This is a genomic window from Pseudomonas sp. zbq_18, from assembly GCF_043102245.1.
Lineage (GTDB): Bacteria > Pseudomonadota > Gammaproteobacteria > Pseudomonadales > Pseudomonadaceae > Aquipseudomonas.
The window spans coordinates 307548-333658 of record NZ_JBICIT010000013.1 but is presented as its reverse complement, the minus strand read 5'-3'; the positions used below and the strand labels follow the sequence as shown (position 1 = coordinate 333658).

Here is a 26111-nt window from a genome sequence, read left to right as displayed (position 1 = left end):
CAAACACCTCGCTGCCATGCTGCCGCTCGCCCACCTGCCCTGCTCCGCCCAGCCCGATCCCGAGCTGCTGGCGCGCACCCGGCCCGGCGACAGCAAGCTCAAGCGCCGGCGCAGCGTGCTGTTCGCCTTTACCTTCTCTCCGCCCGCCTCGCTGCGCTGAGTCCTGCGGCCCCGCGCCGCAACGCCACCGACTCCCATACCGGCCCCGCCAACGCGCGTGGGCATCCGTCGCTTATTGGCCGCGCCCGGGCCGCAAACGGGCTGGAGAGAACAATGAACAATCGCTATCTGCTCGGCGTGCTGATCTTCGCCGTGTCCGTGGTCGGCCTGAGCATGGGCGCCACTCTGCCGCTGGTGGCGCTGCGCCTGCATGAGGCCGGCTCCGGCAGCCTGGCCATCGGCATCATGTCCGCCCTGCCGGCAGCCGGGATGATGCTGGCCGCCGTATTGATCAACCGCCTGTGCCGCCATTTCAGCGGTCGCCAGCTGTACCTGCTGTGCTTCGCGTTGTGCCTGCTGGCCTGCGCCGCGCTACTGCCAGACGAGCCATCGCTGCCCGTGCTGGCCGGCGCACGCCTGCTGCTCGGTCTGGGCATGGGCGTGCTGGTGATCCTCGGCGAGAGCTGGGTCAACGAGCTGTGCGACGAGCACAAGCGCGGCCAGATCGTCGCGCTGTACGCCGCCTGCTTCACCGGCTGCCAGCTGGGCGGCCCGGCGATGATCAGCCTGTTCGGTGCCGCCAGCGACTGGCCGGTGCTGGTGGTGCTGGGCTGCAACCTTCTGGCCCTGGCCTGGATCTGGCACAGCCTGCCGACGGACGGGGCGGAAGCTGCGGAGGAAGCGCCACGCAGCTTCTCCCTGCTCGGTTTCATGCGCGTGGCCCCGGCGCTGTGCCTGGGCGTGCTGTTCTTCGCCTTCTTCGATGCCGTAGTGCTGTCGCTGTTTCCCGTCTACGCCAGCAGCCATGGCTGGGCTGTGGGCGTGGCGGCGCTGATGGCCAGCGTGATCCTTGGCGGCGACATGCTGTTCCAGGTACCGCTGGGCTGGCTGTCCGACCGCATCGACCGCCGCGCCCTGCACCTGGGCTGCGGCGTGCTGACCCTGGCCCTCGGCCTGGCCCTGCCCTGGCTGATCGGCCAGGGCGAGCTGCTGTGGCCGGCACTGGTGCTGCTCGGCGCCGCCGCCGGTGGCATCTACACCCTGGCGCTGGTGCTGATCGGCCAACACTTCCGCGGCCCCGACCTGGTCACCGCCAATGCCTGCGTCGGCCTGCTCTGGGGTGTTGGCAGCCTGCTCGGCCCGCTGCTCAGCGGCGCACTGATGAGCGTCGGCCCGCAGGGCGTACCGCTGGCCCTGTGCCTGGCCGTCAGTCTGTTCGTGGTCGCGGCACTCGGTGCATGGCCGGCGGCGCGCCGGGTGTTCTCCTAACAGCGCATGGCGCACCCTGCACATTTCGGGCATAACGGGGCGACGACGGACGGGGGGACGTCTCGCCATGATCAATCAACTGCCACGCTGGGTGGAGATCGGCGGCTTCTGCCTGGCGCTGATCGCCGGCAGCGTCAATGCCATCGCCCTGCTCGGCTTCAACCATCAGGGCGTGTCACATCTCTCGGGCAGTTCCAGCCAACTCGGCGTGGAACTGGCCCAGGGTGAACTGGCCGGCGCCCTGCACCTGCTGCTGATCCTGCTGAGCTTCGTTGCCGGCGCGGCCATCAGCGGCTGCGTGATCGGCAACCAGTCGCTCAAGCTCGGCCGCCGCTACAGCGTGGCCCTGCTCGCCGAGAGCCTGGCCCTGTTGCTGGCCATGCTGATGCTGGAACAGGGCAACCACCTCGGCCACTACCTGGCCTCGGCTGCCTGCGGCCTGCAGAACGCCATGACCAGCACCTACAGCGGCGCGGTGGTGCGCACCACCCATGTGACCGGGCTGTTCACCGACCTCGGCATCATGCTTGGCCTCAAGCTGCGCGGCCAGCCGGCGGACCGCCGGCGCATCCTGCTGTACCTGATCCTGATCGGCGGCTTCATCGGCGGCGGGGTGCTCGGCGGCCTGGGCTATTTCGACTGGCACTACCGCGCATTGCTCGGCCCGGCGGCGCTGGCTGCGCTGCTGGCGCTGGTCTACCTGGCCTATTGGCGGCGCCAGCAAGGCGCCTGAAACGACTGAGGCCCCGCGCAGGACGCGGAGCCTCGGCTGCGTAGCCGGCGAGCGGCGATCCGGCTACCCCGCCTCAGGGACAAGGGCGGGGAGTGCCGCGATCACACCAGATGCGGCGTGGCGCGGGTCACCAGTGCCTCGGCATCGATGCCGCGCGCCAGGGTGCCGAAGACCCGTCCGCGGCCGGCCAGACGGCTGGCGATAAAGGCGTCGGAAACAGTGGCGTTGCCAGCCTCCAGCAGCAGCTTGGCCTGCAGCGCCACAGCCACGTCCTCGGTCAGCTGGCGGGCGCGGTACTGGATGTCGGCGGTGTCGCGGAAGTCGGCCTGCAGCTGCTGGATATGCGCCTTGAGGCGGACATCGCCGTGGCCGTCGCCCAGCTCATGGAACAGCGCGTCGAGCACGCCCGGCTCCTTGGACAGGGCGCGCAACACGTCCAGGCACTGCACGTTGCCCGAGCCTTCCCAGATCGAGTTGACCGGCGCCTCGCGGTAAAGACGCGGCATGATGGTTTCCTCGACGTAGCCGGCGCCGCCCATGCACTCGCTGGCCTCGCCGACCATGGTGGTGGCGCGCTTGCAGATCCAGTACTTGCCGATGGCGGTGACCAGGCGGGCGAACTTGTCCTCCTGCTCGTCGTGGGCGTTGTCCAGGGCCTTGCCCATGCGCAGGGTCAGGGCCAGGGCGGCCTCGCTCTCCAGGGCCAGGTCGGCCAGCACGTTCTGCATCAGCGGCTGCTCGGCCAGCACCTTGCCGCCGACCTTGCGGTGCGCGCAGTGGTGCGCGGCCTGGCTCAGCGCCTGGCGCATCAGGGCGCTGGAGCCGACCATGCAGTCGAAGCGGGTCAGCGAGACCATCTCGATGATGGTCGGCACGCCGCGACCTTCCTCGCCGACCATCCAGGCCAGCGCGCCACGGTATTCCACCTCGCTGGAGGCATTGGCCCAGTTGCCCAGCTTGTTCTTCAGGCGCTGGATATAGAACTGGTTGCGCGTGCCGTCCGGGCGATGGCGCGGCAGCAGGAAGCAGCTCAGGCCCTTGTCGGTGTAGGCCAGGGTGAGGAAGGCGTCGCACATCGGCGCCGAGCAGAACCACTTGTGGCCGACCAGCTCGTAGGCCTCGCCCGGGCCGCCGACGCCGACCGGGTAGGCGCGCGTGGTGTTGGCGCGCACGTCGGTGCCACCCTGCTTCTCGGTCATGGCCATGCCGATGGTGGCGCCGCTCTTCTGGGCGATCGGCAGGTTGCGCGGGTCGTATTCGGTGGAGAGGATCTTCGGCAGCCACTGCTCGGCCAGGTTCGGCTGCAGGCGCAGCGCCGGCACCGAGGCGAAGGTCATGGTCAGCGGGCAGCCGCTGGCGGCCTCGACCTGGCTGTGCAGGTAGCTGAGGCCGGCGCGGGCGACGTTGGCGCCGGAGCGCGGGTCGACCCAGGGCAGCGACGGCAGGCCGTGTTCGATGGCCGTGCGCATCAGCTCGTGGTAGGCCGGGTGAAACTCCACCAGGTCGACCCGGTGGCCGTAGCGATCGTGGCTCTTGAACACCGGCTTGTTCTCGTTGGCCAGGAAGCCGGCCTGCATCAGCGGGCCGCCGGCCAGGGCGCCATAGGCCTCCAGCTTGTCCTCGGCCCAACCGCCCCCGAAACGCCGCGTCCACTCCTGCAGCGGCAGGTCGACGCGGTACAGGTTGGCGCCGTCCAGGGTGGGCACCTGGTTGAACACTTCGTGGGTTTCGGCGAATTCGTGCAGGGACATCTCAGGACTCCGGGGCGCCAACGGCGCGCAGGCAAAAAGTGATCAGGGATTGGCTGACGGTGGCCAGCTCGACGCCAGCCTGGCCGCTCTCACGGGCAGCCCGCGCCGGCGGCGAGAGCGGGCCGACCAGCGCCTCGGCAATCGCACCCACCAGGCAGGCAGCCACCAGCTGCACCTGGCCGACCCGGAAGTCGCCGCTCTGCACGCCCTCTTCGAGCAAATCGACGAACAGCTCGGCGTAGGCCTCGCGATACAGCAGGCGTTGCTCGTCGACCTCAGGGTCGACCGGCTCGGCGATCAGGGCGAAGGCCAGGCGACGGCTATGCCAGGCACGGCTGGCAAACTGGTCCAGCCCGGCGGCCAGACGCTCGACAGGACTGCCGGCCCCGCGCAGTACAGCGGCCAGGGCATCCACTTCGACACGGCAGGCATTGCTGAAGACTTCCGCCGCCAGCTCGCCCTTGCCGCTGAAGTGCCGGTACAGGCTGCCGGTGGCGATACCGGCATCCTCGGCCAGGGCCTGCATGGTCAGGTTGGCGAAGCCGCCTTCGACGACACGGGCATGGGCGCAGGCGAGGATGCGCTCACGCAACTCCTGGGCGCGCTCCAGGCGGGTAGTGGGGAGAGGTGAGGCCATAAAATGAATCCTGATTCAGCTTTAGTAAAAGTGAATCATGGTTCATTTCTTTAGGAAAACGACATTTCCGCCAAACGTGGCGGCTTTGGCGGATCTGCAGTGCAGCAGTCAGGTGGAAATTCGCGCAACGATTTCCACCTTGAGTTCGAACGGGAGGGTCAGGCGCTGGCCGGCTGGCACAGCACCCAGTCATGCAGCAGGGTTTGCAGCTCGAGGAACTTCACCGGCTTGGCCAGGTAGTCACTCATGCCGGCGGCCAGGCAGCGCTCGCGGTCGCCGCTGTGGCTATGCGCGGTAATGGCCAGCACCGGCAGTTCGGCGCAGCCCGGCAGCTGGCGCAGCGCGCGACAGGTGGCGAAGCCATCCATCACCGGCATCTGGCAGTCCAGCAGCACCGCGTCGATGGGCTCGCTGCGCAGCATCTCCAGGGCCTCGCTGCCGTTGTCGGCGGTGCGCACGCGGTAGCCGAGCTTGAGCAGCATGCCGCGGGTGACCAGCTGGTTGATCGCGTTGTCCTCGACGATCAGCACGGTGCACTGCTCGGGACGCCGCTGCGCCATGCCGCCGATGCGCCGCAGCGGCGCTGGCGTGCCAGTGCGCGGCTGGACCGGCTGGCTGAGTTCCAGGCTGATGGCGAACGCACTGCCCTGCCCCACGCGCGACTGGTGCTGCAGGCTGCCACCGAGCAGCTCGACCAACTGCCGGCAAATCGCCAGGCCAATCCCCAGGCCACCGTACTGACGGGTCAGGGAGCTATCCAGCTGATGGAAGCGCTGATACAGCTTGCCGTCTTCGGGGGCCGCGAAGCCGATACCGCTGTCGATCACCTCAAAGCGAAACGGCATGCTGGTCGTCAGCGGGCCAGCCGCAGAAACCCGCAGGCTGACCTGCCCCTGGTGGGTGAACTTGATGGCATTGTCGAGCAGGTAACCCAGGCTCTGCGTCAGCTTGGCCGCATCGCCCTCAAGCGTGTCGGGCAGGTTGTCCTCCAGCTCGACGACAAACTCCAGCCCCTTGTCGCTCGCCTGCGGGCCGTACTGGGCACGCAGGCCATCGACCAGGCCACGCAGGCTGAACGGCTCACGGCGCGGGTAGAGCTTGCCGGCCTGCAGCTCATTGAGGGCGAGGATATCGCTGACCATGCGCATCATGTCGCGGGCCGAGCTGGCGGCGGTTTTCTGGTACTGCTCCAGCTCCACATCCATTTTCACCGTCTGCATCAGCTCCAGCGAGCCGATCACCCCGTTCATCGGCGTGCGCAGTTCGTGGGTAACGGTGGCGAGGAATTCGTCCTTGAGGCGATTGCTGTCGGCCAGCTCGCGGTTGAGAGCCTCCAGTTCGCGGCCCGCCTCCTGCAGGATGCGCGCACGCTCTTCCTTCATCGCGTTGATGCGGTCGGCCAGGGCCAGAGACAGCAGCCCTACCTCCAGCGCCGAACCAATCTGGCTGGCATACATGGTGATGAACATGTTCGGCAGGTAACCCAGCACCATCAGGGTATTGACCAGGCCGCCGACCAGGAAGGCTGTCCAGGCGAAGATGAAATAGCGGGCCACGCGCATGCCGCGCAGCCAGGCCAGGATCCCGGCACCGAACACCACCACGGTGAAGACCAGAGCCAGGAAAGTGGCCAGGCGCAGAGAGATGGCGTAGCTGCTGGTCAACGCCATGACCATCACCAGCACGCCACCGGCCATCAGCAGTTTCAACGCACGGTCAACCCAGGGACTGTGCTCGACGGTATGCAGGAAACTGCGCGCGAACTGGCAACCGAACAGCGCCGCCGAACCAATCAGGAACGGCGTGGCGGCATTGGCCCACCAGGGACTGTCCGGCCAGAAATACTGGATACCGGCACCATTGACCGACACCTGATACAGGCCGAAAGAGGCGATATACAGGATGTAGTAGAGGTAGCTGGTGTCACGCACGCTGAGGAAGATGAACAGGTTGTAGATCAGCATCACCAGCAGCACGCCATAGATGATGCCGAGGATGTAGATGCGCGTGGGCTGTTCTTCCAGATAGGCCTGCGGCGACCACAGCGCCAGCGGCACCTGCATCGAGCCCTGGCTTTCCATGCGCAGGTACAGCCGCTGTTCCTGGCCTGGCGGCAGGTCGAGCAGGAACAGGTAATTGTTCTGTTTGATCTGCCGACTGGAGAACGGCAGTGCATCGCCGGTGCGCTGAGCCAGACGGAAACCGCCGGCGCCATCGGGCAGGTAGAGCTCCAGGTGATCAAGAGGCGGGTAGGCCAGCTCCAGCAACCAGGGCTGCGGCCCACCCTTGGCGCTCGGGCTGTAGGTCAGGTCCAGGCGCACCCAGAACACCGAGCGCGAATAGCCGGCATTGAGCACGGGCTGGCCATGCTGACGGAAGCTGCCCTGCAGGGCGGGCGAACTGACCTCGGCGATGCTGGAGTCGCCGCGCACATCCTCGAACACGTACATCACCGCGCCCAAAGGCAGGCGCCGCGTGTGCTCGTCGAACTCAACGGCGTGCGCCAGCCAGGACAGCCCGCACAGGATAAGAAAAACACAGTAACGCATGCCGCCCCGCATAGATCTTGCGCAGCCGCACACAGAGCCCTCTTCTCCCGATGGCGCGGCCCGCAGAATCCTTCTGATTGGTATGGGCGGCACTCTAGCACAGGCCATGCCGGGAAAAAGCCGTCACCTCGGACAAGTTGCAGCACAGGCGCATTGGGCCAGAGGACGGCTGGTGGTAAGCTCGCCGGCCATGAACAGACATAACTCCCGCCCCGTTGTCCTCTGCCTGTCCGGCCACGACCCTTCCGGTGGTGCCGGCCTGCAGGCGGATATCGAAGCCCTGCTCGCCCAGGGTTGCCATGCCGCTCCGGCGGTCACCGCACTGACCGTGCAGGACACCGTCAACGTCTCCGACTTCCGCGTACTCGACCGCGCCTGGGTCATGGCCCAGGTCGACGCCATCATCACCGATCTGCCGGTGGCCGCCGTCAAGCTGGGCATGCTCGGCTCGGTGGAAATGGTCGACACCGTGGTCGAGATCATGCAGCGCCTGCCGGGCGTACCGCTGGTCTGCGACCCTGTCCTGCGCGCCGGCGGTGGCGGTTCGCTGGGCAAGGACGATGTCGGCTATGCCATGCGCGAACGCCTGCTGCCGATCGCCGCGGTGGCCACGCCGAATTTGCCGGAGGCACGCATCCTCGCCGAACTCCCCGAAGGTACAGCGGACGAATGCGCGGCCAAGCTCGCGCCGTTCTGCCAGCACCTGCTGATCACCGGCGGTCACGGTGACGAGGCCGAAGTGCACAACCGTTTATATGTGCGCGGTGGCGACTGCCACACCTTTACCTGCGCGCGCCTGCCGGGCAGCTACCACGGTTCCGGCTGCACCCTGGCCAGCACCCTGGCCGGCCGCCTGGCCCTGGGCGAGGAGGTGGTCAGCGCCGTGCGCTCGGCGCTGGACTACACCTGGCGCACCCTGCGCGATGCCGAACAACCCGGCCGTGGCCAGTTCGTGCCGCGCCGCCTGCCGCTGGACTTCTGCTCGTGAAGCTGCGCGGCCTCTATGCCATCACCGACAGCCAGTTACTGGCCGATGGCAAGCTGCTGCCCTATGTGGAGGCAGCCCTGAAAGGTGGCGCGCGCCTGCTGCAGTACCGCGACAAGTCGAGCGACAATGCCCGCCGCCTGCGCGAAGCCTCGCAACTGGCCGAGCTGTGCGCACGCCACGCGGCCGAGCTGATCATCAATGACGACGCCGAGCTGGCCGCCAAGCTCGGCGTCGGCCTGCACCTGGGCCAGAGTGATGGTTCGCTGGCCGCCGCCCGCGCCCTGCTCGGGCGCAAGGCGATCATCGGTGCCACCTGCCACGCCCGCCTCGACCTGGCCGAGCAGGCCATCGACGAAGGCGCCAGCTACATCGCCTTCGGCCGCTTCTTCAACTCGCAGACCAAGCCCGGCGCCCCTGCGGCCACCCCGGAGCTGCTGCGCGAGGCCCGTCAGCGCTTCGGCCTGCCCATCGTCGCCATTGGTGGCGTCGACCTGAGCAATGGCGCGCAACTGATTGAGCACGGCGCAGACCTGCTGGCCGTCATCCATACCCTGTTTTCCGCGCCCTCCGCCGCCGAGGTGGAGGCCCGCGCACGCGCTTTCAGCGCGTTGTTCGCTACCCCCTGATTCGAGAGAGAGTTCGCCATGTCCCGTTCCGAGCAACTGTTCGCCAACGCCCAGAAGCACATTCCCGGCGGCGTCAACTCGCCCGTGCGCGCCTTCAAGAGCGTCGGCGGCACGCCGCTGTTCTTCAAGCACGCCGAAGGCGCCTATGTGGTGGACGAGGACGACAAGCGCTACGTCGACTACGTTGGCTCCTGGGGCCCAATGATCCTCGGCCACGCCCACCCGCAAGTGCTCGACGCGGTGCGCAACCAGCTGCAACACGGCCTGTCCTATGGCGCGCCGACCGCCATGGAAACCGAGATGGCCGACCTGGTGTGCAGCCTGGTGCCGTCGATGGAGATGGTGCGCATGGTCAGCTCCGGTACCGAGGCGACCATGAGCGCCATCCGTCTGGCCCGTGGCTACACCGGCCGCGACGCCATCATCAAGTTCGAAGGCTGCTACCACGGCCATTCCGACAGTTTGCTGGTTAAAGCCGGCTCCGGCCTGCTGACCCAGGGCGTCCCGAGCTCGGCCGGCGTGCCGGCGGACTTCGCCAAGCACACCCTGACCCTGCCGTTCAACGACATCGCCGCCGTGGAGAAGACCCTGGCCGACGTCGGTTCGAGCGTGGCCTGCATCATCGTCGAGCCGGTGGCCGGCAACATGAACTGCGTGCCGCCGGCACCAGGCTTCCTCGAAGGTCTGCGCGAGCAGTGCGACAAGCACGGCGTGGTGCTGATCTTCGACGAGGTGATGACCGGCTTCCGTGTCGCCCTCGGCGGCGCTCAGGCGCACTACGGGGTGACGCCTGACCTGTCGACCTTCGGCAAGATCGTCGGCGGCGGCATGCCGGTCGGCTGCTTCGGCGGCAAGCGGGCGATCATGGAGTGCATCGCCCCGCTCGGCCCGGTCTACCAGGCCGGCACCCTGTCCGGTAACCCGCTGGCCATGGCCGCCGGCCTGACCACCCTCAAGCTGATCAGCCGCCCGGGCTTCCACGCCGACCTGTCCGACTACACCAGTCGCATGCTGGCCGGCCTGCAGGAGCGCGCCGATGCCGCCGGCATCCCCTTCGTCACCACCCAGGCCGGCGCCATGTTCGGCCTGTACTTCAGCGGCGCCGACGACATCGTCACCTTCGCCGACGTGATGGCCAGCGATGCCGAGCGCTTCAAGCAGTTCTTCCACCTGATGCTGGAAGGCGGGGTGTACCTAGCGCCGAGCGCCTTCGAGGCCGGCTTCACCTCCATCGTGCACGGCACCCGTGAGCTGGAAATCACTTTTGCCGCCGCCGAGCGGGCCTTCGCCAAACTCAAGTGAGGCCACGCCAGGCGCATCCGCAGCAAGGATTCTCGGTAAAGGCTTTGTAAGGTCGCCCCGGCTTGCCACATAATGTGACGGCCGGCGCGTTTCGCCGGCAGGGCATGAAGCCCGACCGTTTCGCGAGGCACTCCGATTTCCATGAAATGCACCGGCCGCAACCTGTTCCTGGGTTGTCTGTTGCTCGCAACACCCCTCCTGGCCAGCGCCGGCGACAACTCGTTGCTGGTGCCGACCGAAAGCCGCTGTGCCCTGAACGTTCCCGACGAAGACCTCGCCAATGCCCTCAGCGCCTGCGAGGAGACCGCCAAACTTGGCGACGCCCAGGCGCAATACGAGCTTGGCGAGTTCTACTACAACGGCCAGCGTACCCAGCCCGACCTGCCCAAGGCCCGCTACTGGTTCGAGCAATCGTCCCTGCAAGGCAACGCCGATGCCCAGCTTCGCCTGGGCAATATGTTCCTGCACGGCGAAAGCGTGCCGCCTAACAAGGTACAGGCCTATATCGTGCTGAAGATGGCGGCGGTGAACGGCTCGGACGAGGCCATGGACAACGCCGATCAGGTCGCCGAGCAAATGCCCCGGGAAGAACTGCAGGTTGCCAGCCAGGTACTGGGTCAGATCTTCCGCAGCTACCTGCTGGAGTTGCAGAACATCGACAGCGAGCCCTCCACTGGTTTCAGCCCCGCGCCCCACTCGCCCGGCGGCAGCCTCAGCCCACAGGCACCCGCCTTCGCTCCATAAGGCCAAGCCCCGGGCAGGTGCTTCTTGGTAAACTGCGCGCCCTCCCGTTCCGAGACACTGCGCATGTCCTCTCTCGACCAGGCGCTGTCCGCCGCCCTCGATGCCCGCCAAGCCCTGCTCAGCGAACTGCACCAGCAGCAGACGGACTGCTATCGCCTGTTCCATGGCAGCCAGGAAGGCGCACCGGGCCTCACAGCTGACCGCTACGGTCCGCAGCTGATGGTGCAGAGCTTTCATCAGCCGCTGGAACGCGAGGCCCTGCTGGCACTGCACGCGCAGATCAACGAACGCCTCGGCCTCGACCTGCAGCTGGTCTACAACGACCGCTCCGGCGGCAATTCGCGTATCGACCGGCGCGATGAGGCGTATCAACCCACGCCGGAGGCGCTGGCAGACAGGGTCGGCCGGGAATGGGGGCTGAACTACCGGGTGCGCGGCCGCCATCCGGGCCAGGACCCGCTGCTGTTCCTCGACCTGCGCAATGCTCGCGGCTGGATCAAGGCCAACAGCGCCGGCAAGCGCGTGCTTAACCTGTTCGCCTACACCTGCGGCGTCGGCCTGTGCGCCGCAGCCGGCGGTGCCCGTGAAGTGCTCAACCTGGACTTCGCCGAGGGCAACCTGGCCGTGGGGAGGGAGAATCTGGCGCTCAATCCAGGCCTGGCGATGGACTTCGTGCAATCCGACTACTTCCCCGCCATCCGCCAGCTGGCCGGCCTGCCGATCACCACGCGACGCGGTCATAAACTGCCCAGCTATCCGCGCCTGGAGCAGCGCCAGTTCGACCTGGTGCTGCTCGATCCGCCCGCCTGGGCCAAAAGCGCCTTCGGTACCGTCGACCTGCTGCGCGACTACCAGAGCCTGCTCAAGCCGGCGATCCTGGCGACGGCCGTTAATGGCACCCTGGTGTGCTGCAACAACCTGGCGAAAGTTGCCCTGGATGACTGGCGCGCCCAAGTGCTGCGCTGCGCCGAGAAACTGGGCCGCCCGGTACGCGATTGCGAGCAGATCCTGCCCGCCGCCGACTTCCCCTCGCGTGACGGCCAGCCACCGCTGAAAACCCTGATCCTGCGCTTCTGAGTCACACCCAAGGCAGAGTGCTGGCCCACAAAGCGCGATAGCCCATGCCATACTCCAGACTCCTCAGTCTGGAAGAAGACGCTGCCCCATGCTCAAAGGATTGCAACGCATCGCCTACGCCGTCGCGGTCGTAATCGGCCTCTATGCCCTGCTCGGTTTCCTGATCCTGCCTGGCATCGGCCAACGCGTGGCCAACCAGCAACTCGGCCAGCTGGCTACCGTGCCGGCCCGCCTTGATCGTATCGAGCTCAACCCCTTCAGCCTGGAACTGCAGCTCTGGGGCCTGCATATCGGCGAGGCAGACAAACCGCAGATCGCCTTCCAGCGCCTGTACGCCAATCTGCAACTCGACAGTCTGTGGCGCAAAGCTCTGCACCTGGCCGACGTGGAGCTGGAAAAAGCGCATACCGAAGTACGCTTCGCCAAGGATGGCCAGCTCAACCTGACCGCTCTGTTCAAACTGCCGCCAAGTGAGGAGAAACCCGCCGAGGAGACTCCGAGCGAACCCTTCCCCCTGCGCATCGAGCGCATCGAACTGATCGAGAACAGCCTGCACTTCGCCGACCTGCGCCCCAGCGAGCCGGTCGAGTTCGTCTACGACTCGCTGAATCTGGAGCTGAACAACCTCAGTACCCTGCCTGAAGACAGTGCCGAGATGCAGCTGGTTGCCACCGGCCCCTACGGCGGCCGCATCGACTGGCACGGTCAGGTCAGCCTCAGTCCGATCAGCTCGCAAGGCCAGCTCAAACTGACTGATGGCAGGCTCAAGGGCGTATGGCCCTATGTACGCGATGCCGCGCCGCTGGTACTGGAAGACGGCGTGCTCGACCTCAGCGCCGATTATTCGCTGAACCTGGCCAAGGGCACCGATCTGCAACTGAGCAATGTCAGCGCCACACTCGCCAAGTTCGCCATCAAGAGCCCTGCAGACAAACCGCTGGTACGCATGGAGCGTCTGGAAATCGGCGAGAGCAGCCTGGATCTGGCCAAGCAACAGGTCATCGTCGGCCAGATCCGTAGCCACAAACTGGAAACCTGGGCGGCGCGGGAGAAGGACGGCCAGCTGGACTGGCAGAAGCTGTTCGCCAGCCACAGCAAGCCGGCGCCAGCAGCAGCTCCTGTGGCGGCACCGGACGAAGCGGCCGCGCCTGAAGCAGTGGCGCCAGTTGCGGAGCAGGCTACAGCCCCCGCCGCCGCGCAGAACCCCGCCTCCTCTGCAGAAGACGCGCAACAGCAGGCGGCCGCCACGCCAGCAGCGCAGGCGCCAGAGGAACCGAGCAAACCCTGGCAGGTACTGTTGCGCGACGTGCAGCTGCGCGACTACCAGGTGCATCTGGCCGACCGCGCGGCGGGAGAGCAGGAGGTCAAACTCGATCTGGCACCGCTCAATCTGGACATCAGCAATTTCGACAGCCTGGGCACCTCGCCCTTCGGCCTCAAGCTCGATACCGGGGTGAACAAACGCGGCCAGATCAAGGCCGAAGGTCAGGTACAGCTGCAACCGACCACGGCCCAGCTGCAATTGGTCACCCAGAATATCGACCTGCGCCTGGCCCAGGCCTATATCAGCCCCTTCGTCCGCCTGGAGCTGCGCAGCGGCCAGCTCGGCAGCAACCTGGCGGTCAACCTGAAGAGCGTCGAGCCGCTGGCCTTCAGCATCGACGGGCGCGCCGAGGTCAATCAGCTGCACACCCTGGATACCCTGAAGAACCGCGACTTCCTCAAGTGGCAGCAACTGCAGGTCGAGGGGCTGGACTATCGCCACGGCGAAGGCCTGGCCATCCAGCAGGTCAACCTGCAACAACCCTATGCCCGCTTCATCATCAACGAAGACCTGACCACCAACATCAATGACCTGCTGATTCCCCAACCGGCTCAGGCCGGCGCCAAGGCGGAGCCTACCGGTAAACCACTGCCCATTCGTATCGGCGGCGTTAACATCAAGGACGGCTCGGCCAACTTCGCCGACTTCAGCCTGACGCCCAACTTTGCCACCGCCATACAGCAGCTCAACGGCCAGATCGGCACCCTGGACAACCAGAGCCCGCAGGCCGCCAGCGTCGACATCAAGGGCAAGGTCGACAAGTACGCTCCGGTCAGCATCAAGGGCAAGCTGACCCCGTTCGACCCGATGAACAGTCTGGATATCGCCACCAGCTTCAAGAACGTCGAGCTGACCACCCTCACCCCCTACTCCGGCAAGTTCGCCGGCTACCGCATCCGCAAGGGCCGCCTCAACCTCGACCTGCACTACCAGATCGAAAAGGGCCAGCTGAACGCCGATAACAAGCTGCTGCTGGAGGACCTGCAACTGGGCGAGAAGGTCGACAGCAAGGACGCCGTGGACCTGCCGATCCGCCTGGCCGTGGCCCTGCTCAAGGACACCCAGGGCAACATCGACATCCAGCTCCCGGTTAAAGGTGACCTGAACAACCCCGAGTTCAGCGTCATGCCCATCGTCTGGCAAACCCTGCGCAACCTGGTGCTACGCGCTGCCCAGGCGCCCTTCAAATTCATCGCCGGCCTGGTCGGCGGCAGCGATACCGACCTCAGCCAGGTACAGTTCGCCGCCGGCAGCAGCGAGCTTGATGGAGCAGCACAGAAGACCCTGGACACCCTGGCTTCCGCGCTCAAGGAGCGCCCGGTACTGCGCCTGGAGGTCGAAGGCATGAGCGCCAGCGCCAGCGACGGCCCGCTGGTGGCCGAGCAACGCCTGGAGCGGGAGTATCAGAATACCCAGTACAAGATTCTCCAGCGCAGTGGCGACGAGGTTCCCGCCGCTCCCGAATTGCTGGTAGTGGATGAGGACGACAAGGCGATCCTGCTGGAAGGCATCTATCGCGCCCGTCTCAAGCAGCAACCGCCGGCCGAATGGAAAGAGTTGCCGGATGAAGAGCGCACGGCGAAGATGCGCGACGCCGTGCTGCAATCCTGGGCCAAGAGCGAACTGCTACTACGCCAGCTGGGGCAGGCCCGCGCGGCCAGCATCAAGGACTATCTGGTCGAGCGTGGCGGCCTGGAAGACCAGCGCATCTACCTGCTGGATGTCAGCCTCACTGAAGGTGCCGCTGGCGCCCCAATCGACACCGCACTGCACCTTGGGAGTTTGTGATGAAAAGCCCCCTGCTGTTAGTCGCGCTGGTCCTCGCCAGCGCCATGGCCGAAGCCGGCACAATGCGCTGCGGCAGTAAGCTGATCAACGAAGGCGACCGCACCTTCGAAGTCGAAAGCAAATGCGGCCAGCCTGCCCACCGCGATCTGGTCGGTTATACCGGCGGCTATCAAAGCGACCGTGATCTGGTGATCGAGGAATGGGTATACGGCCCCAACAACGGCATGCTCAGCATCCTCACCTTCCAGGGTAACCGCCTGGTGCGCATCGAAACCAAACGCGCCAACTGACAGCTCACCACGGCAAGGTGTAGGCTGCCGCAAATACTTTGCGCAGCCCCATGACGATGCTCAAACCTGCCATAACGACCCTGTGCCTACTGCTGACCAGCATGGCCGAAGCCAGCTCTACCCTGCGTTGCGGCAGCCAGCTCATCAGCATCGAAGACCTGGCCAGCGAAATCGAAGCCAAGTGCGGCGCGCCGATGAGCCGCGACTTCCTCGGTTACCGCGAAGTGCGCGACTACTACGGCTATGTCAGCGAAGTCGCCATCGAGGAGTGGGTCTACGGCCCCAAGAACGGCATGTACCACTTCCTCCGCCTGGAGGGTAATCGCCTGGTCAAGATCGAGAGCAAACGCGGCAGTCGCTAGCCGCGCCACAGATTGCTATGCGTAGGCTCAACAAGGACGCAGCCTCATGCTGATCATTCCTGCCGAACACCCGCTGGACTGGAAGCGACCTCCCGTCGTCACCCTGCTGCTGATCCTGCTCAATGTGCTGATCTACTTCGGCTACCAGGGAGGCGATGAAGAGCGCCTGGAGGCAGCCGTCAACAGCTACCTCGATGGCGGCCTGCTCAACCGTGAACGCGCGCTGTTCATCGAGAGCATTAGCCAGCGCAGGGACTTCGATGCCGAGGAGCGCGCCTATGTCGACAGCATGCGCCGTCAGGATCTGGCGGCCTGGGTGCTGCATGACCTGGAGTTCGAGCAGCAACTGCATCAGCGCGCCGATTACCAGGCAGACAACACCTGGCAAGCTGCGCGAGAGTCCGCCGAGAGCGCCCGCAACCGCCTCAGCAACATCCGTTTCGGCTTCATGCCGGCCCGCTTCAGCCTGGAGGGCCTGTTCGGTGCGATGTTCCTGCACGGCAGCTTCGACCACCTGCTGGGCAACATGCTGTTCCTGTTCATCTTCGGCTTCGCCCTGGAGATTGCACTGGGCAAGGCGGTCTATCTTGGACTCTATCTGCTCAGCGGCCTGGCCTCGCACCTGCTGTGGTGGGCACTCGACCCGGTGTGGATCAGCGGCGTCGGCGCATCCGGTGCCATCTCTGGACTGATGGGCATGTACATCGGTGTATACGGCCTGCGCCGAATCAACTTCTTCTACTGGCTTGGCCCATTGATCGGCTATTTCAAGGCGCCCGCGCTGTGGGTGCTACCGCTATGGCTGGGCAAGGAACTTCTCGGCCTGCTCGCCGCGGACGATCACGTTAACTACTACGCCCACCTGGGCGGCCTGGGCACAGGATTCCTGGCCATCTGGCTGGCCAGGTTAACTGGCCGACTGCAGATGGATGAGGCCTATCTGCATAAAGAAGACCCGGACGCCCCCTTCAAGCGTGAGCTGGCCGCCCTGGATCAGCTCATCAGCCAATTTGCCCTGGCCCAGGCCGCCGCTCGCGGGCCTGATCTACTGGCGCGCTATCCGGGCCGACCTGAGCTGTTGGTGCGACTCTACAGTGTTGCCAGCGGGCGCCAGGACAAGGCCCTGCTGACACAGATACTCAAGCAACTGTTCGCCCTGCCCGTAACGGAAGAAACGCGGCCACTGCTGATTCGCCTTGCCATAGACAGCGCCGCCTTCAAACAACCCTGGCTGGCTCACCCCTCGGTACAACTTCATCTGCTGCAGAAGCTGCTCAAGGCCGGAGAAGGGGTGCATGCGCTGGCAGCCTGGCGCAGGCTCACTCAGGCAAGTCAGCCCCTCCAGCAACTGCCGCCCCTGACTCTGCAACTGGCCAGGCAACTGGGGCTGAAGCAGGATTTACGTGCCGTCACCGAGCTGGCGCAATACCTGCGACGCGTCTTCCCTGAGGCAGAACAGACCACTCAACTGAGCCTCTACCAGCAGCACCTGAGCCGTTGAGCGTCCACAAAGAAGCCCCGCCAGGCGGGGCTTCTTCTATCGCAGCCGCTTACAGGTCGCGACTGAAGCTGCGGATCTCTTCCTGAGCCTTTTCCTTGGTCCAGCCATAGCGTTCCTGCAGCTTACCTTCCAGATATTCGCTGTGACCTTCGACCACATCCAGGTCGTCGTCGGTGAGGTTGCCCCAGCGCTCTTTGATGCGCCCGGAGAGCTGTTTCCACTTACCTTTGATCACGTCGGAATTCATGTCTCTGTCCTCACGTTGAGGCTGCCGGTGAAGCCGGTAGCGAGCATTAGTCGGTAGCTTTCAGACCATCGGCCGATACGGCCTTCACACCCTTGACCATCTTGGCTTTCTCGACCGCCAGATCACGCTCGGCACTGCTCGGTACCACGCCGGACAGAGCAACCACACCCTTGTTGGTCTCGACCTTGATATCCAGACCACTGATGCTGTCATCGGCCAGGAAATCCGCCTTCACCTTGCTGGTGATCCAGGTATCGGAAACCACTTCCTGCGCTTCATCCATGGTGTCATTGGCAGCCACTTGCAGGGGTTCGGCAGCGAAAGCGTTGCTCAGCGGCAGGCTCAGGGCAGTGGCAGTCAGGGCGGCAAGAGTCCATTGAGTGAGTGGCTTTTTCATAGCGATATTCTCCTGGTTGCTTTGAAGTTTCGGCAGCCAATACATCCCTTGGCTGCGTCTGCAGGAGTTACATCGCAAGCCCCATGCCAGCCCCACCAAAAATAAAATATCTTTTATATCAATAACTTAGAAAGCAACAAAAACAGCAGACCCGTGCATATTGCGTATTGGCCGTCGAAACGGCCGTGCAGATTGCAATGCGTACTCAGCCGCGCTCGACCAGACGCCTCAGGGTGTCCTGCAACTGCTCGACCTCTGCCAGCAGAGGAGACTGTGGATACTTGCCGCGAATAAAGCTCAGCAAGCGTTGAGCCGGCTCGATTTGTCCCAACCCCTCGGCAAGACCACGCGCCGCCAGCAGGTAGGCCCTGGGAATATGAGGGTAATCGGGAAAACGCAGGTGCAGATTGCGCAGCAGACTCAGCGCTTCGCGGGTCTTGTGGCGCGCCAGCAGCGCCTGGGCAATGCGCTCACAAACCAGGGCATCGTCTGGCAGGTAATCGGCACGCAGCTGCCTGGCGTTGAGTAGCGCCGTAGCGGCCTGCGCCGGATTGAGCCTCGCGGCCAGAGGCAGGTAGTGCGCCAGATGGCGCAGACAACGCTCGCGGGCATCCAGACCAAACAGCAGCTGGTGGAAATGCTCATTGAGGCACAGGTCGTTAGGTGCCGCCTCCAGAGCCACGGCGAGCAATTCCAGCGCCTGGGTGCCCTGCCCCTCCTTGAGACGAATCTCGGCCTCGGCCAGCGCCTTGCGCCGACGATACTCTTCGGCCGGATAGCCTTGCGCTTCGTCCTCTACGGCGACATAACCCAGGGCGCCCTGATACTGGAACACCGCATAACCCATCATGGCGCACATCACCACGCTGAAATAGCCGAACAACAGCGCCGCGACAGGCATCAGCACCACCTTGGGCAGGCCACCGGCAAGCATGTAGGTCACCCAGCCTGGCGATTGCCAGAGGATGAACAGGAAGGCCCAGAGGATCAGGTAGCGCCAGCCCATGGCTTTGATCACCGCACCGACCTGATCGGGGCTGAGTGCCGCCCCCAGCGTCTTGTCCAACGCCAGGCGGATAAGGCTGGCCGGAATCACCAACTGCACGCCGAGCGTCACCGCCCAGAACAGTGCCTCGCTGTGAAAGTCAGCGGCCAGCCAGACTGCGGCAAAGCTGATCAGGAAAATCACCAGCACGCGCCAGAACAGGCTGAAGCCCTCAATAGAAAAAGCCGACCGCAACGAGGGCGCTTCGCGTATGCCGAGACTGGAATCTTCGATCACTGCCTGCAGGTATTTGCTGGCCACGCAGAATAAGGCTAGCCACAGCAGCTTCCACGCCGGCATGAACAAGCTGGCCAGGCATAGCGCTGCAGCAAATGCCAGCGCACCGGGTTGCAGGGCGTATTGAAAGAACTGCGGAATGCGCTGCCAGAACGGTTGCGCGGTATTGGCCGCGCCGAGAAAGCGCAGCTTGTCGCGACACAGCGGGCATAACGGCACCTCGTCCGGCGCCTCGGCATTGAGCGGCACGCAACAGTCGCCGTAATCACGCGGGCAGCCAGGGCAATGCCAGGTCGCCGGTTGCGCGGGGTGGTAGCGGCAGTAGGTGACTTCCATGTGACAGGCATCCTTGGGCCCTACAGGGGACGCTATTGTCCGGGCAAAAAAAGAGGGCCCGCAAGGGGCCCTCTCTTGTACAGCGAGGTCTGGCTTAGACGCCAGAGGCCTTGGCTGCTGCAACGTCCTTGATGGACAGCTTGATACGGCCGCGGTTGTCCACGTCCAGCACCAACACTTCCACTTCCTGACCTTCCTTCAGCACGTCGGTGACTTTCTCCACGCGCTGATCGCTCAGCATGGAGATGTGCACCAGACCGTCCTTGCCCGGCAGGATATTGACGAAGGCGCCGAAGTCGACGATGCGCTCGACCTTGCCGAGGTAGATCTTGCCGATCTCGGCTTCCGCGGTGATGGCCAGTACGCGCTGCTTGGCAGCCTCCGCCGCTTCCTTGGTTTCGCCGAAGATCTTGATCGAGCCATCGTCTTCGATGTCGATCGAGGCCTTGGTTTCTTCGCAGATGGCACGGATGGTGGCGCCGCCCTTGCCGATCACGTCGCGGATCTTGTCCTGGTCGATCTTCATCGCCAGCATGGTCGGCGCATTGGCCGACAGCTCGCTGCGCGACTGGGCGATGACCTGGTTCATCTGGCCGAGGATGTTCAGGCGCGCTTCCAGGGCCTGGCCCAGGGCGATCTCCATGATCTCTTCGGTGATGCCCTGGATCTTGATGTCCATCTGCAGCGCGGTCACGCCATTGGCGGTACCAGCCACCTTGAAGTCCATATCGCCCAGGTGGTCTTCGTCACCGAGGATGTCGGTCAGAACGGCGAACTTGTCACCTTCCTTGACCAGCCCCATGGCGATACCGGCCACCGGGGCCTTCATCGGTACACCGGCGTCCATCAGCGCGAGGGACGCGCCGCACACGGAAGCCATGGAGCTGGAACCGTTCGACTCGGTGATCTCGGAAACCACGCGGATGGTGTACGGGAACTCGTCGGCGCTCGGCAGCATGGCGGCAACGCCACGACGGGCCAGGCGACCGTGACCGATTTCGCGGCGGCCGGTAGCGCCCATGCGACCACACTCACCGACCGAGTACGGCGGGAAGTTGTAGTGCAGCATGAAGGGGTCTTTCTTCTCGCCTTCCAGGGTGTCGAGCAGCTGCGCGTCACGGGCGGTGCCGAGGGTGGCAACCACCAGGGCCTGGGTTTCGCCACGGGTGAACAGGGCCGAGCCGTGGGTCTTGTCCAGAACACCGACTTCGATGTTCAGGCCACGTACGGTGCGGGTGTCACGGCCGTCGATACGCGGTTTGCCGTTGACGATGTTCTCGCGAACGGTGCGGTATTCGATCTCGCCGAAGGCTTCTTTGACTTCAGCCGCAGAAGGCTGACCTTCTTCACCGGAGAACTTGGCGATCACCTGGTCGCGCAGCTCGCCCAGACGCGCATAGCGGTCCTGCTTGATGATGATGGTGTAGGCCTGGGAAATAGCCTCGCCGAACTCGGCGCGGATGGCATTCAGCAGCTCGGTGTTGGCGGCCTTCGGCTGCCAGTCCCAGGTCGGCTTGCCGGCTTCGGCAGCGAATTCCTTGATGGCGCTGATCACGGCCTGGAACTCGTCGTGGGCGAACAGCACGGCGCCCAGCATCTGGTCTTCGGTCAGCTCTTTGGCTTCGGACTCGACCATCAGTACCGCGGTTTCGGTACCGGCCACGACCATGTCGAGGCTGGAGGCTTTCTGCTGCTCGTAGGTCGGGTTCAGCAGGTAGCCGGTTTCCGGGTGGAAGGCCACACGGGCGGCACCGATCGGGCCGTTGAACGGAATGCCGGAAACGGCCAGGGCAGCCGAGGTGCCGATCATCGCGGCGATGTCCGGATCGGTCTTCTTGCTGGTGGAAACCACGGTGCAGATGACCTGCACTTCATTGAGGAAGCCTTCCGGGAACAGCGGGCGGATCGGACGGTCGATCAGACGCGAGGTCAGGGTTTCCTTCTCGGACGGACGCGCTTCGCGCTTGAAGAAGCCACCCGGGATCTTGCCGGCAGCGTAGGTCTTCTCCTGGTAGTGCACGGACAGCGGGAAAAAGTCCTTGCCTGGATCCGCGCTCTTGGCGCCGACCACGGTGACCAGCACACTGACGTCGTTATCGACGGTGACCAGCACGGCGCCGGAGGCCTGACGGGCAATGCGGCCAGTCTCTAGGGTGATGGTCGACTGACCAAACTGGAACTTCTTGATTACCGGGTTCACGGTGTCTTCCTTCTCTTTGTTGCCTTGGGGGGAACGGGTGAGGCACAGACTGTGCCCCGAAAGTCTGTTCAGAATTCGCCGCTCAGCAGCGCATTTGGAACAGGCTCTAATTGGTTGTTGCAGAAAGCCAGAAGCTGGAAGCCCGAAGCCACAGCCGGTACATAACCGACTGCCGCTTCAAACTTCCAGCTTCTCACTTATGGTTTACGTCTTAGCGACGCAGACCCAGGCGACCGATCAGGGCGCTGTAACGCGAGGTGTCCTTGCCCTTCAGGTAGTCCAGCAGCTTACGACGCTGGTTAACCATACGGATCAGGCCACGACGGGAGTGGTGGTCTTTGCCGTTGGCTTTGAAGTGGCCTTGCAGCTTGTTGATGTTGGCGGTCAGCAGGGCAACCTGCACTTCCGGAGAACCGGTATCGCCTTCAGCTTGCTTGTACTCGTTTACGATCTGGGCTTTTTCTTCAACGCTCAGTGCCATGGTAATGGGCTCCTAAGTGAACAGGCCGGGACAAATCCCGTGTTTTAAATAAGAGGAATGACCGTGCCTGCTGACAGCCACCCTCATCACGCACCATCGCTTGGCGACAGCCCGCTCCGGTCACTCGACCGAATCCTTGTTAACCCAGGCTAGGCCTTGGTCGAAATCAGACGCTTCGGCGCAATGCGCCCGTCTTCGCTCACTTCACCGATACCGATGAAACGACCGGTATGATCCTGCACCCGCACCATGCCGAACTTCGGCGCTTCCGGTGCACGTACCGGCTGACCATGCAGCCAGTAGTAGGCGCTGTGTTCGCTGAACTGCAGCAGTGGCCAATGTTCCAGGCCACTGTCCGCTGGCAACAGGAAACGATCCAGCGCCTCGCTGCCACCTTCGGCATGGGCCTTTTCCAGCTCGTCCAGCGTCACCGTCTGCGCCAGGCTGAACGGGCCGGCCTGGGTGCGGCGCAATTCTGCCACGTGAGCACCACAGCCCAACAGCTGACCAAGGTCTTCCACCAGGGTGCGAATATAGGTGCCTTTGCTGCAGGCCACGGAGAGGCGCATCTGCGCACCATCCAGGGCCAGTAAATCCAAGCGCGCAATAGTAACAGAACGCGCCTCGCGCTCCACTACTTCACCGGCACGGGCCAACTTGTACAGAGGCTGGCCATCCTTCTTCAGAGCCGAGTACATCGGTGGTATCTGACTGATTTCACCACGAAAACGCGGCAACAGTGCTTCCACATCCGCCCGACCGACGGTCACCTCGCGACGCTCCAGCACTTCACCCTCGGCATCACCGGTGGTGGTAGTCACACCCAGTTGCGCCAGGGTTTCGTAGCCTTTGTCGGCATCCAGCAGGTACTGGGAGAACTTGGTCGCCTCACCAAAGCAAAGCGGCAAGACACCGGTGGCCAGCGGATCCAGGCTGCCAGTGTGACCGGCCTTCTCGGCATTGAGCAGCCAGCGCACTTTCTGCAGCGCGGCGTTGGAGCTGAAGCCGCGCGGCTTATCCAGCAGGATGATGCCGCTGACGTCGCGGCGAATACGTTTGACCTGGGCCACGCTCAATCGTCCTGATGCTTGCTGTCTTCGGCCACGGCACGCTCGATCAACGAGGACAGATGCGCACCACGGGAAATGCTTTCGTCATAGTGAAAATGCAGATGCGGCACGCTGCGCAGCTTCATCGCCTTGCCCAGCAGCATACGCAGGTAGCCCGCGGCGTCGTTCAGTACGCGCAGGTTCTGCTGGATTTTCTCGGCGTCATTCTCACCCATCACGGTGATGAACACCTTGGCATGACCAACGTCGCGACTGACATCCACAGCGGTAACGGTGACAAAGCCCAGACGCGGATCCTTGACCTCGCGCGGGATCATCTGTGCCAGCTCGCGCTGGATCTGATCGCCGATGCGCTGGGTACGGCTATAAACTTTTGCCATTTCTCATACCTCACCCGCCGCCTTGGACCGCGGGTTCAAAAGCGGCAAACGCCCGGCCGCGCGTAGGCGGGGCCGGGCGTTGCATGTTGCGACTCGCGCTTACAGCGTACGAGCCACCTCGACCTTCTCGAACACTTCGATCTTGTCGCCGACCTTGACGTCGTTGTAGCTCTTCACCGCGATACCGCACTCCATGCCGTTACGCACTTCGGAGACGTCATCCTTGAAGCGACGCAGGGATTCCAGCTCGCCTTCGAAGATCACCACGTCGTCACGCAGTACGCGGATCGGACGGTTACGGTGCACGGTACCTTCGATGACCATACAGCCGGCGACCGCACCGAACTTCGGCGAACGGAACACATCACGCACTTCGGCAGTACCCAGGATGTTCTCGCGAACATCGCTGCCGAGCATGCCGGTCAGAGCCTTCTTGACGTCTTCGATGATGTCGTAGATCACGTTGTAGTAACGCATATCCAGGCCTTCGGCCTCGACGATCTTGCGCGCACCGGCATCGGCACGGACGTTGAAGCCGAACAGCACCGCGTTGGAGGCCAGCGCCAGGTTGGCATCGGACTCGGTGATACCACCGACGCCGCCACCGACCACACGCACCTGCACTTCGTCGTTGCCCAAACCGCTGAGCGAGCCTTGCAGAGCCTCGAGAGAACCACGCACGTCGGCCTTGAGGACGATGTTCAGGGTCTTCTTCTCTTCCTGGCCCATGCTCTCGAAGATGTTTTCCAGCTTGCCTGCATGCGCGCGAGCCAGTTTGACTTCGCGGAACTTGCCTTGACGGAACAGGGCGACTTCACGCGCCTTCTTCTCGTCGGCAACCACGGTCAGATCGTCACCGGCATCCGGAGTACCGTCCAGGCCGAGAATTTCGACCGGAATCGCCGGGCCAGCTTCTTTGATCGGCTTGCCGTTCTCGTCGAGCATGGCACGTACGCGACCGAAGTTGACGCCACACAGAACCATGTCGCCCTGGCGCAGAGTACCGTCCTGAACCAGCACCGTGGCCACCGGGCCACGCCCCTTGTCCAGGCGGGACTCGACCACGACACCACGGCCAGGTGCCGACGGGGTGGCTTTCAGTTCGAGTACTTCAGCCTGCAGCAGCACGGCTTCCAGCAGCTCGTCGACACCGGTACCAGCCTTGGCCGATACGCCTACGAACGGTGCGTCGCCGCCCCACTCTTCCGGAATCACATCCAGCGCGGCCAGGCCGTTCTTGATGTTGTCCGGATTGGCTTCCGGCTTGTCCATCTTGTTGATGGCAACCACGATCGGTACACCAGCAGCCTTGGCGTGCTGCACGGCTTCCTGGGTCTGCGGCATCACGCCGTCGTCAGCCGCCACGACCAGGATGACGATGTCGGTCGCCTTGGCACCACGGGCACGCATGGCGGTAAACGCGGCGTGGCCCGGAGTATCGAGGAAGGTGACCATGCCGCGTTCGGTTTCCACATGGTAGGCACCGATGTGCTGGGTGATGCCACCCGCCTCACCGGATGCGACCTTGGCACGACGAATGTAGTCGAGCAGCGAGGTCTTACCGTGGTCAACGTGGCCCATGACGGTCACGACCGGAGCACGAGCAACAGCCTCACCCTCGTAACGCAGGGACTCGGCCAGCTGGTCTTCCAGGGCGTTCTCGCTGACCAGCTTGACCTTGTGGCCCAGCTCTTCGGCAACCAGCTGGGCAGTTTCCTGGTCCAGTACCTGGTTGATGGTCACCGGAGTGCCCAGCTTGAACATGAACTTGACGACTTCGGCGCCCTTAACCGACATCTGCGCGGCCAGGTCGGCAACGGTAATGGTTTCGCCAATCGAGACTTCGCGCACTACCGGTCCTGTCGGGCTCTGGAACCCGTGCTGATTACGCTTCTTCAACTTGTTCTTGCCACCACGACCACCACGACGGAAACCATCGGTCTCTTCGTCTACGGTACGCGGCGCAACACGCGGTGCAGGCGCCTTTTCCTTGACCATCGGGCGATGCTGAGTGCCCTTGCGCTCGCCACCACGACGATCGCTGTCATCGTTGCGCTCTTTCTCAGGGCGGCGCGGCTCTTCCTTCTTGCGCTCCGGTGCCGGGGCAACAACAGGCTCCAGTACAGGCGCTATGGGAGCCGCAGGGGCTTCTGCTGTTGCAACTTCTTCAGCTTTGGCCGAAGCCTGCTTGCGAGCCTCTTCCTCGGCACGGCGAGCAGCTTCCTGCTCAGCCTTCAGACGCTCTGCTTCCTGAGCAGCGCGCTGCTCTTCCAGCTCGCGCTGCTTCTCGGCCTCGATCTCGGCCGGGCTGCGCTTGACGTAGGTTTTCTTCTTGCGCACTTCCACGCTAATGGTCTTGCTACCGGCAACCTTCAGGGTGGTGGTGGTCTTGCGCTGCAAGGTGATCTTGCGTGGCTCTTCCAGCTTTTCGCCGTGGCTGCTCTTGAGATGGGCCAACAGGGCCTGCTTCTCGTTATCGGTTACCACTTGCTCGGCGTTGGTGTGGGGCAAACCTGCCTCACGCATCTGCTGCAGCAGGCGCTCCACCGGTGTGTCGACCACTTGGGCCAGTTCTTTCACCGTGACTTGCGTCATGCACTTCTCTCCTCAGGCCGCAA

The 26111-nt window shown here is 64.2% G+C and carries 23 protein-coding genes; 12 read left to right on the top strand and 11 right to left on the bottom strand.

Annotation, left to right across the window (positions count from 1 at the left end):
* The first annotated feature begins 16 nt into the window (after window positions 1-16).
* The 3 genes from ACF8C6_RS11130 (at window position 17) to ACF8C6_RS11120 (ending at window position 2161) form a co-directional block, all read left to right on the top strand.
* Window positions 17-160: a hypothetical protein gene (locus ACF8C6_RS11130; protein ID WP_277689092.1), complete on the top strand. Its 144-nt coding sequence runs from the start codon at window positions 17-19 to the stop codon at window positions 158-160.
* A 113-nt stretch (window positions 161-273) separates the two neighbouring features.
* Window positions 274-1428, top strand: coding sequence for an MFS transporter (locus tag ACF8C6_RS11125; RefSeq protein ID WP_392499330.1), 1155 nt, complete (start codon window positions 274-276; stop codon window positions 1426-1428).
* 67 nt (window positions 1429-1495) lie between these two features.
* Window positions 1496-2161, top strand: a complete 666-nt coding sequence (locus tag ACF8C6_RS11120) for a YoaK family protein (protein WP_392499328.1) — start codon at window positions 1496-1498, stop codon at window positions 2159-2161.
* A gap of 101 nt (window positions 2162-2262) precedes the next feature.
* On the opposite strand, the gene ACF8C6_RS11115 is transcribed toward ACF8C6_RS11120, so the two are convergent.
* The 3 genes from ACF8C6_RS11115 to ACF8C6_RS11105 form a co-directional block, all read right to left on the bottom strand.
* On the bottom strand, window positions 2263-3912 hold the full coding sequence (locus ACF8C6_RS11115; protein WP_392499327.1) for an acyl-CoA dehydrogenase family protein: 1650 nt from the start codon (window positions 3910-3912) through the stop codon (window positions 2263-2265).
* A 1-nt stretch (window position 3913) separates the two neighbouring features.
* Window positions 3914-4549: a TetR/AcrR family transcriptional regulator gene (locus ACF8C6_RS11110; protein WP_392499326.1), complete on the bottom strand. Its 636-nt coding sequence runs from the start codon at window positions 4547-4549 to the stop codon at window positions 3914-3916.
* A 158-nt stretch (window positions 4550-4707) separates the two neighbouring features.
* Window positions 4708-7098: a 7TM diverse intracellular signaling domain-containing protein gene (locus ACF8C6_RS11105; RefSeq protein WP_392499324.1), complete on the bottom strand. Its 2391-nt coding sequence runs from the start codon at window positions 7096-7098 to the stop codon at window positions 4708-4710.
* 190 nt (window positions 7099-7288) lie between these two features.
* On the opposite strand from ACF8C6_RS11105, the gene ACF8C6_RS11100 reads away from it, so the two are divergent.
* The 9 genes from ACF8C6_RS11100 to ACF8C6_RS11060 all read left to right on the top strand — a co-directional run bounded on the left by ACF8C6_RS11100 (window position 7289) and on the right by ACF8C6_RS11060 (window position 17100).
* The gene (locus ACF8C6_RS11100; protein WP_392499322.1) at window positions 7289-8086 is read left to right on the top strand and encodes a hydroxymethylpyrimidine/phosphomethylpyrimidine kinase; all 798 of its coding nucleotides are present in this window, start codon (window positions 7289-7291) and stop codon (window positions 8084-8086) included.
* Window positions 8083-8712 (top strand): thiamine phosphate synthase, encoded by a 630-nt coding sequence (gene thiE, locus ACF8C6_RS11095; RefSeq protein WP_392499321.1) that lies wholly within the window; start codon window positions 8083-8085, stop codon window positions 8710-8712. The genes ACF8C6_RS11100 and thiE overlap by 4 nt, the downstream gene beginning before the upstream one ends.
* Window positions 8713-8730: 18 nt before the next feature.
* Entirely contained in the window at window positions 8731-10014 is a 1284-nt protein-coding gene (gene hemL, locus ACF8C6_RS11090; protein WP_277689084.1) for a glutamate-1-semialdehyde 2,1-aminomutase, read from the top strand.
* Between the two features lie 141 nt (window positions 10015-10155).
* Window positions 10156-10758 (top strand): tetratricopeptide repeat protein, encoded by a 603-nt coding sequence (locus ACF8C6_RS11085; protein ID WP_392499320.1) that lies wholly within the window; start codon window positions 10156-10158, stop codon window positions 10756-10758.
* Between the two features lie 63 nt (window positions 10759-10821).
* The gene (locus tag ACF8C6_RS11080; RefSeq protein WP_392499319.1) at window positions 10822-11835 is read left to right on the top strand and encodes a class I SAM-dependent rRNA methyltransferase; all 1014 of its coding nucleotides are present in this window, start codon (window positions 10822-10824) and stop codon (window positions 11833-11835) included.
* An 88-nt stretch (window positions 11836-11923) separates the two neighbouring features.
* Entirely contained in the window at window positions 11924-14947 is a 3024-nt protein-coding gene (locus tag ACF8C6_RS11075) for a DUF748 domain-containing protein (protein WP_392499317.1), read from the top strand.
* Window positions 14947-15237 (top strand): DUF2845 domain-containing protein, encoded by a 291-nt coding sequence (locus ACF8C6_RS11070; protein WP_392499316.1) that lies wholly within the window; start codon window positions 14947-14949, stop codon window positions 15235-15237. Before ACF8C6_RS11075 ends, ACF8C6_RS11070 begins: the two co-directional genes overlap by 1 nt.
* Window positions 15238-15287: 50 nt before the next feature.
* Complete coding sequence (locus ACF8C6_RS11065) at window positions 15288-15599, top strand: DUF2845 domain-containing protein (RefSeq protein ID WP_392499315.1); 312 nt, start codon at window positions 15288-15290, stop codon at window positions 15597-15599.
* A 46-nt stretch (window positions 15600-15645) separates the two neighbouring features.
* Complete coding sequence (locus tag ACF8C6_RS11060) at window positions 15646-17100, top strand: rhomboid family intramembrane serine protease (protein ID WP_392499313.1); 1455 nt, start codon at window positions 15646-15648, stop codon at window positions 17098-17100.
* A gap of 49 nt (window positions 17101-17149) precedes the next feature.
* Here the strand turns inward: ACF8C6_RS11060 and ACF8C6_RS11055 are convergent, their stop codons facing one another.
* The 8 genes from ACF8C6_RS11055 to infB form a co-directional block, all read right to left on the bottom strand.
* On the bottom strand, window positions 17150-17347 hold the full coding sequence (locus ACF8C6_RS11055; protein WP_277689077.1) for a CsbD family protein: 198 nt from the start codon (window positions 17345-17347) through the stop codon (window positions 17150-17152).
* A gap of 46 nt (window positions 17348-17393) precedes the next feature.
* The gene (locus ACF8C6_RS11050; RefSeq protein WP_392499312.1) at window positions 17394-17744 is read right to left on the bottom strand and encodes a BON domain-containing protein; all 351 of its coding nucleotides are present in this window, start codon (window positions 17742-17744) and stop codon (window positions 17394-17396) included.
* Window positions 17745-17949: 205 nt separating this feature from the next.
* The gene (locus ACF8C6_RS11045; protein ID WP_392499311.1) at window positions 17950-19362 is read right to left on the bottom strand and encodes a hypothetical protein; all 1413 of its coding nucleotides are present in this window, start codon (window positions 19360-19362) and stop codon (window positions 17950-17952) included.
* Window positions 19363-19456: 94 nt separating this feature from the next.
* Window positions 19457-21562, bottom strand: a complete 2106-nt coding sequence (gene pnp, locus ACF8C6_RS11040) for a polyribonucleotide nucleotidyltransferase (protein ID WP_277689074.1) — start codon at window positions 21560-21562, stop codon at window positions 19457-19459.
* Between the two features lie 211 nt (window positions 21563-21773).
* Window positions 21774-22043, bottom strand: coding sequence for a 30S ribosomal protein S15 (gene rpsO / locus ACF8C6_RS11035; protein ID WP_277689073.1), 270 nt, complete (start codon window positions 22041-22043; stop codon window positions 21774-21776).
* Between the two features lie 149 nt (window positions 22044-22192).
* Window positions 22193-23113 (bottom strand): tRNA pseudouridine(55) synthase TruB, encoded by a 921-nt coding sequence (truB, locus tag ACF8C6_RS11030; RefSeq protein ID WP_392499310.1) that lies wholly within the window; start codon window positions 23111-23113, stop codon window positions 22193-22195.
* 2 nt (window positions 23114-23115) lie between these two features.
* Entirely contained in the window at window positions 23116-23493 is a 378-nt protein-coding gene (gene rbfA / locus ACF8C6_RS11025) for a 30S ribosome-binding factor RbfA (protein ID WP_277689071.1), read from the bottom strand.
* A 99-nt stretch (window positions 23494-23592) separates the two neighbouring features.
* Window positions 23593-26088: a translation initiation factor IF-2 gene (infB, locus tag ACF8C6_RS11020; protein WP_392499309.1), complete on the bottom strand. Its 2496-nt coding sequence runs from the start codon at window positions 26086-26088 to the stop codon at window positions 23593-23595.
* Window positions 26089-26111: the final 23 nt, after the last annotated feature.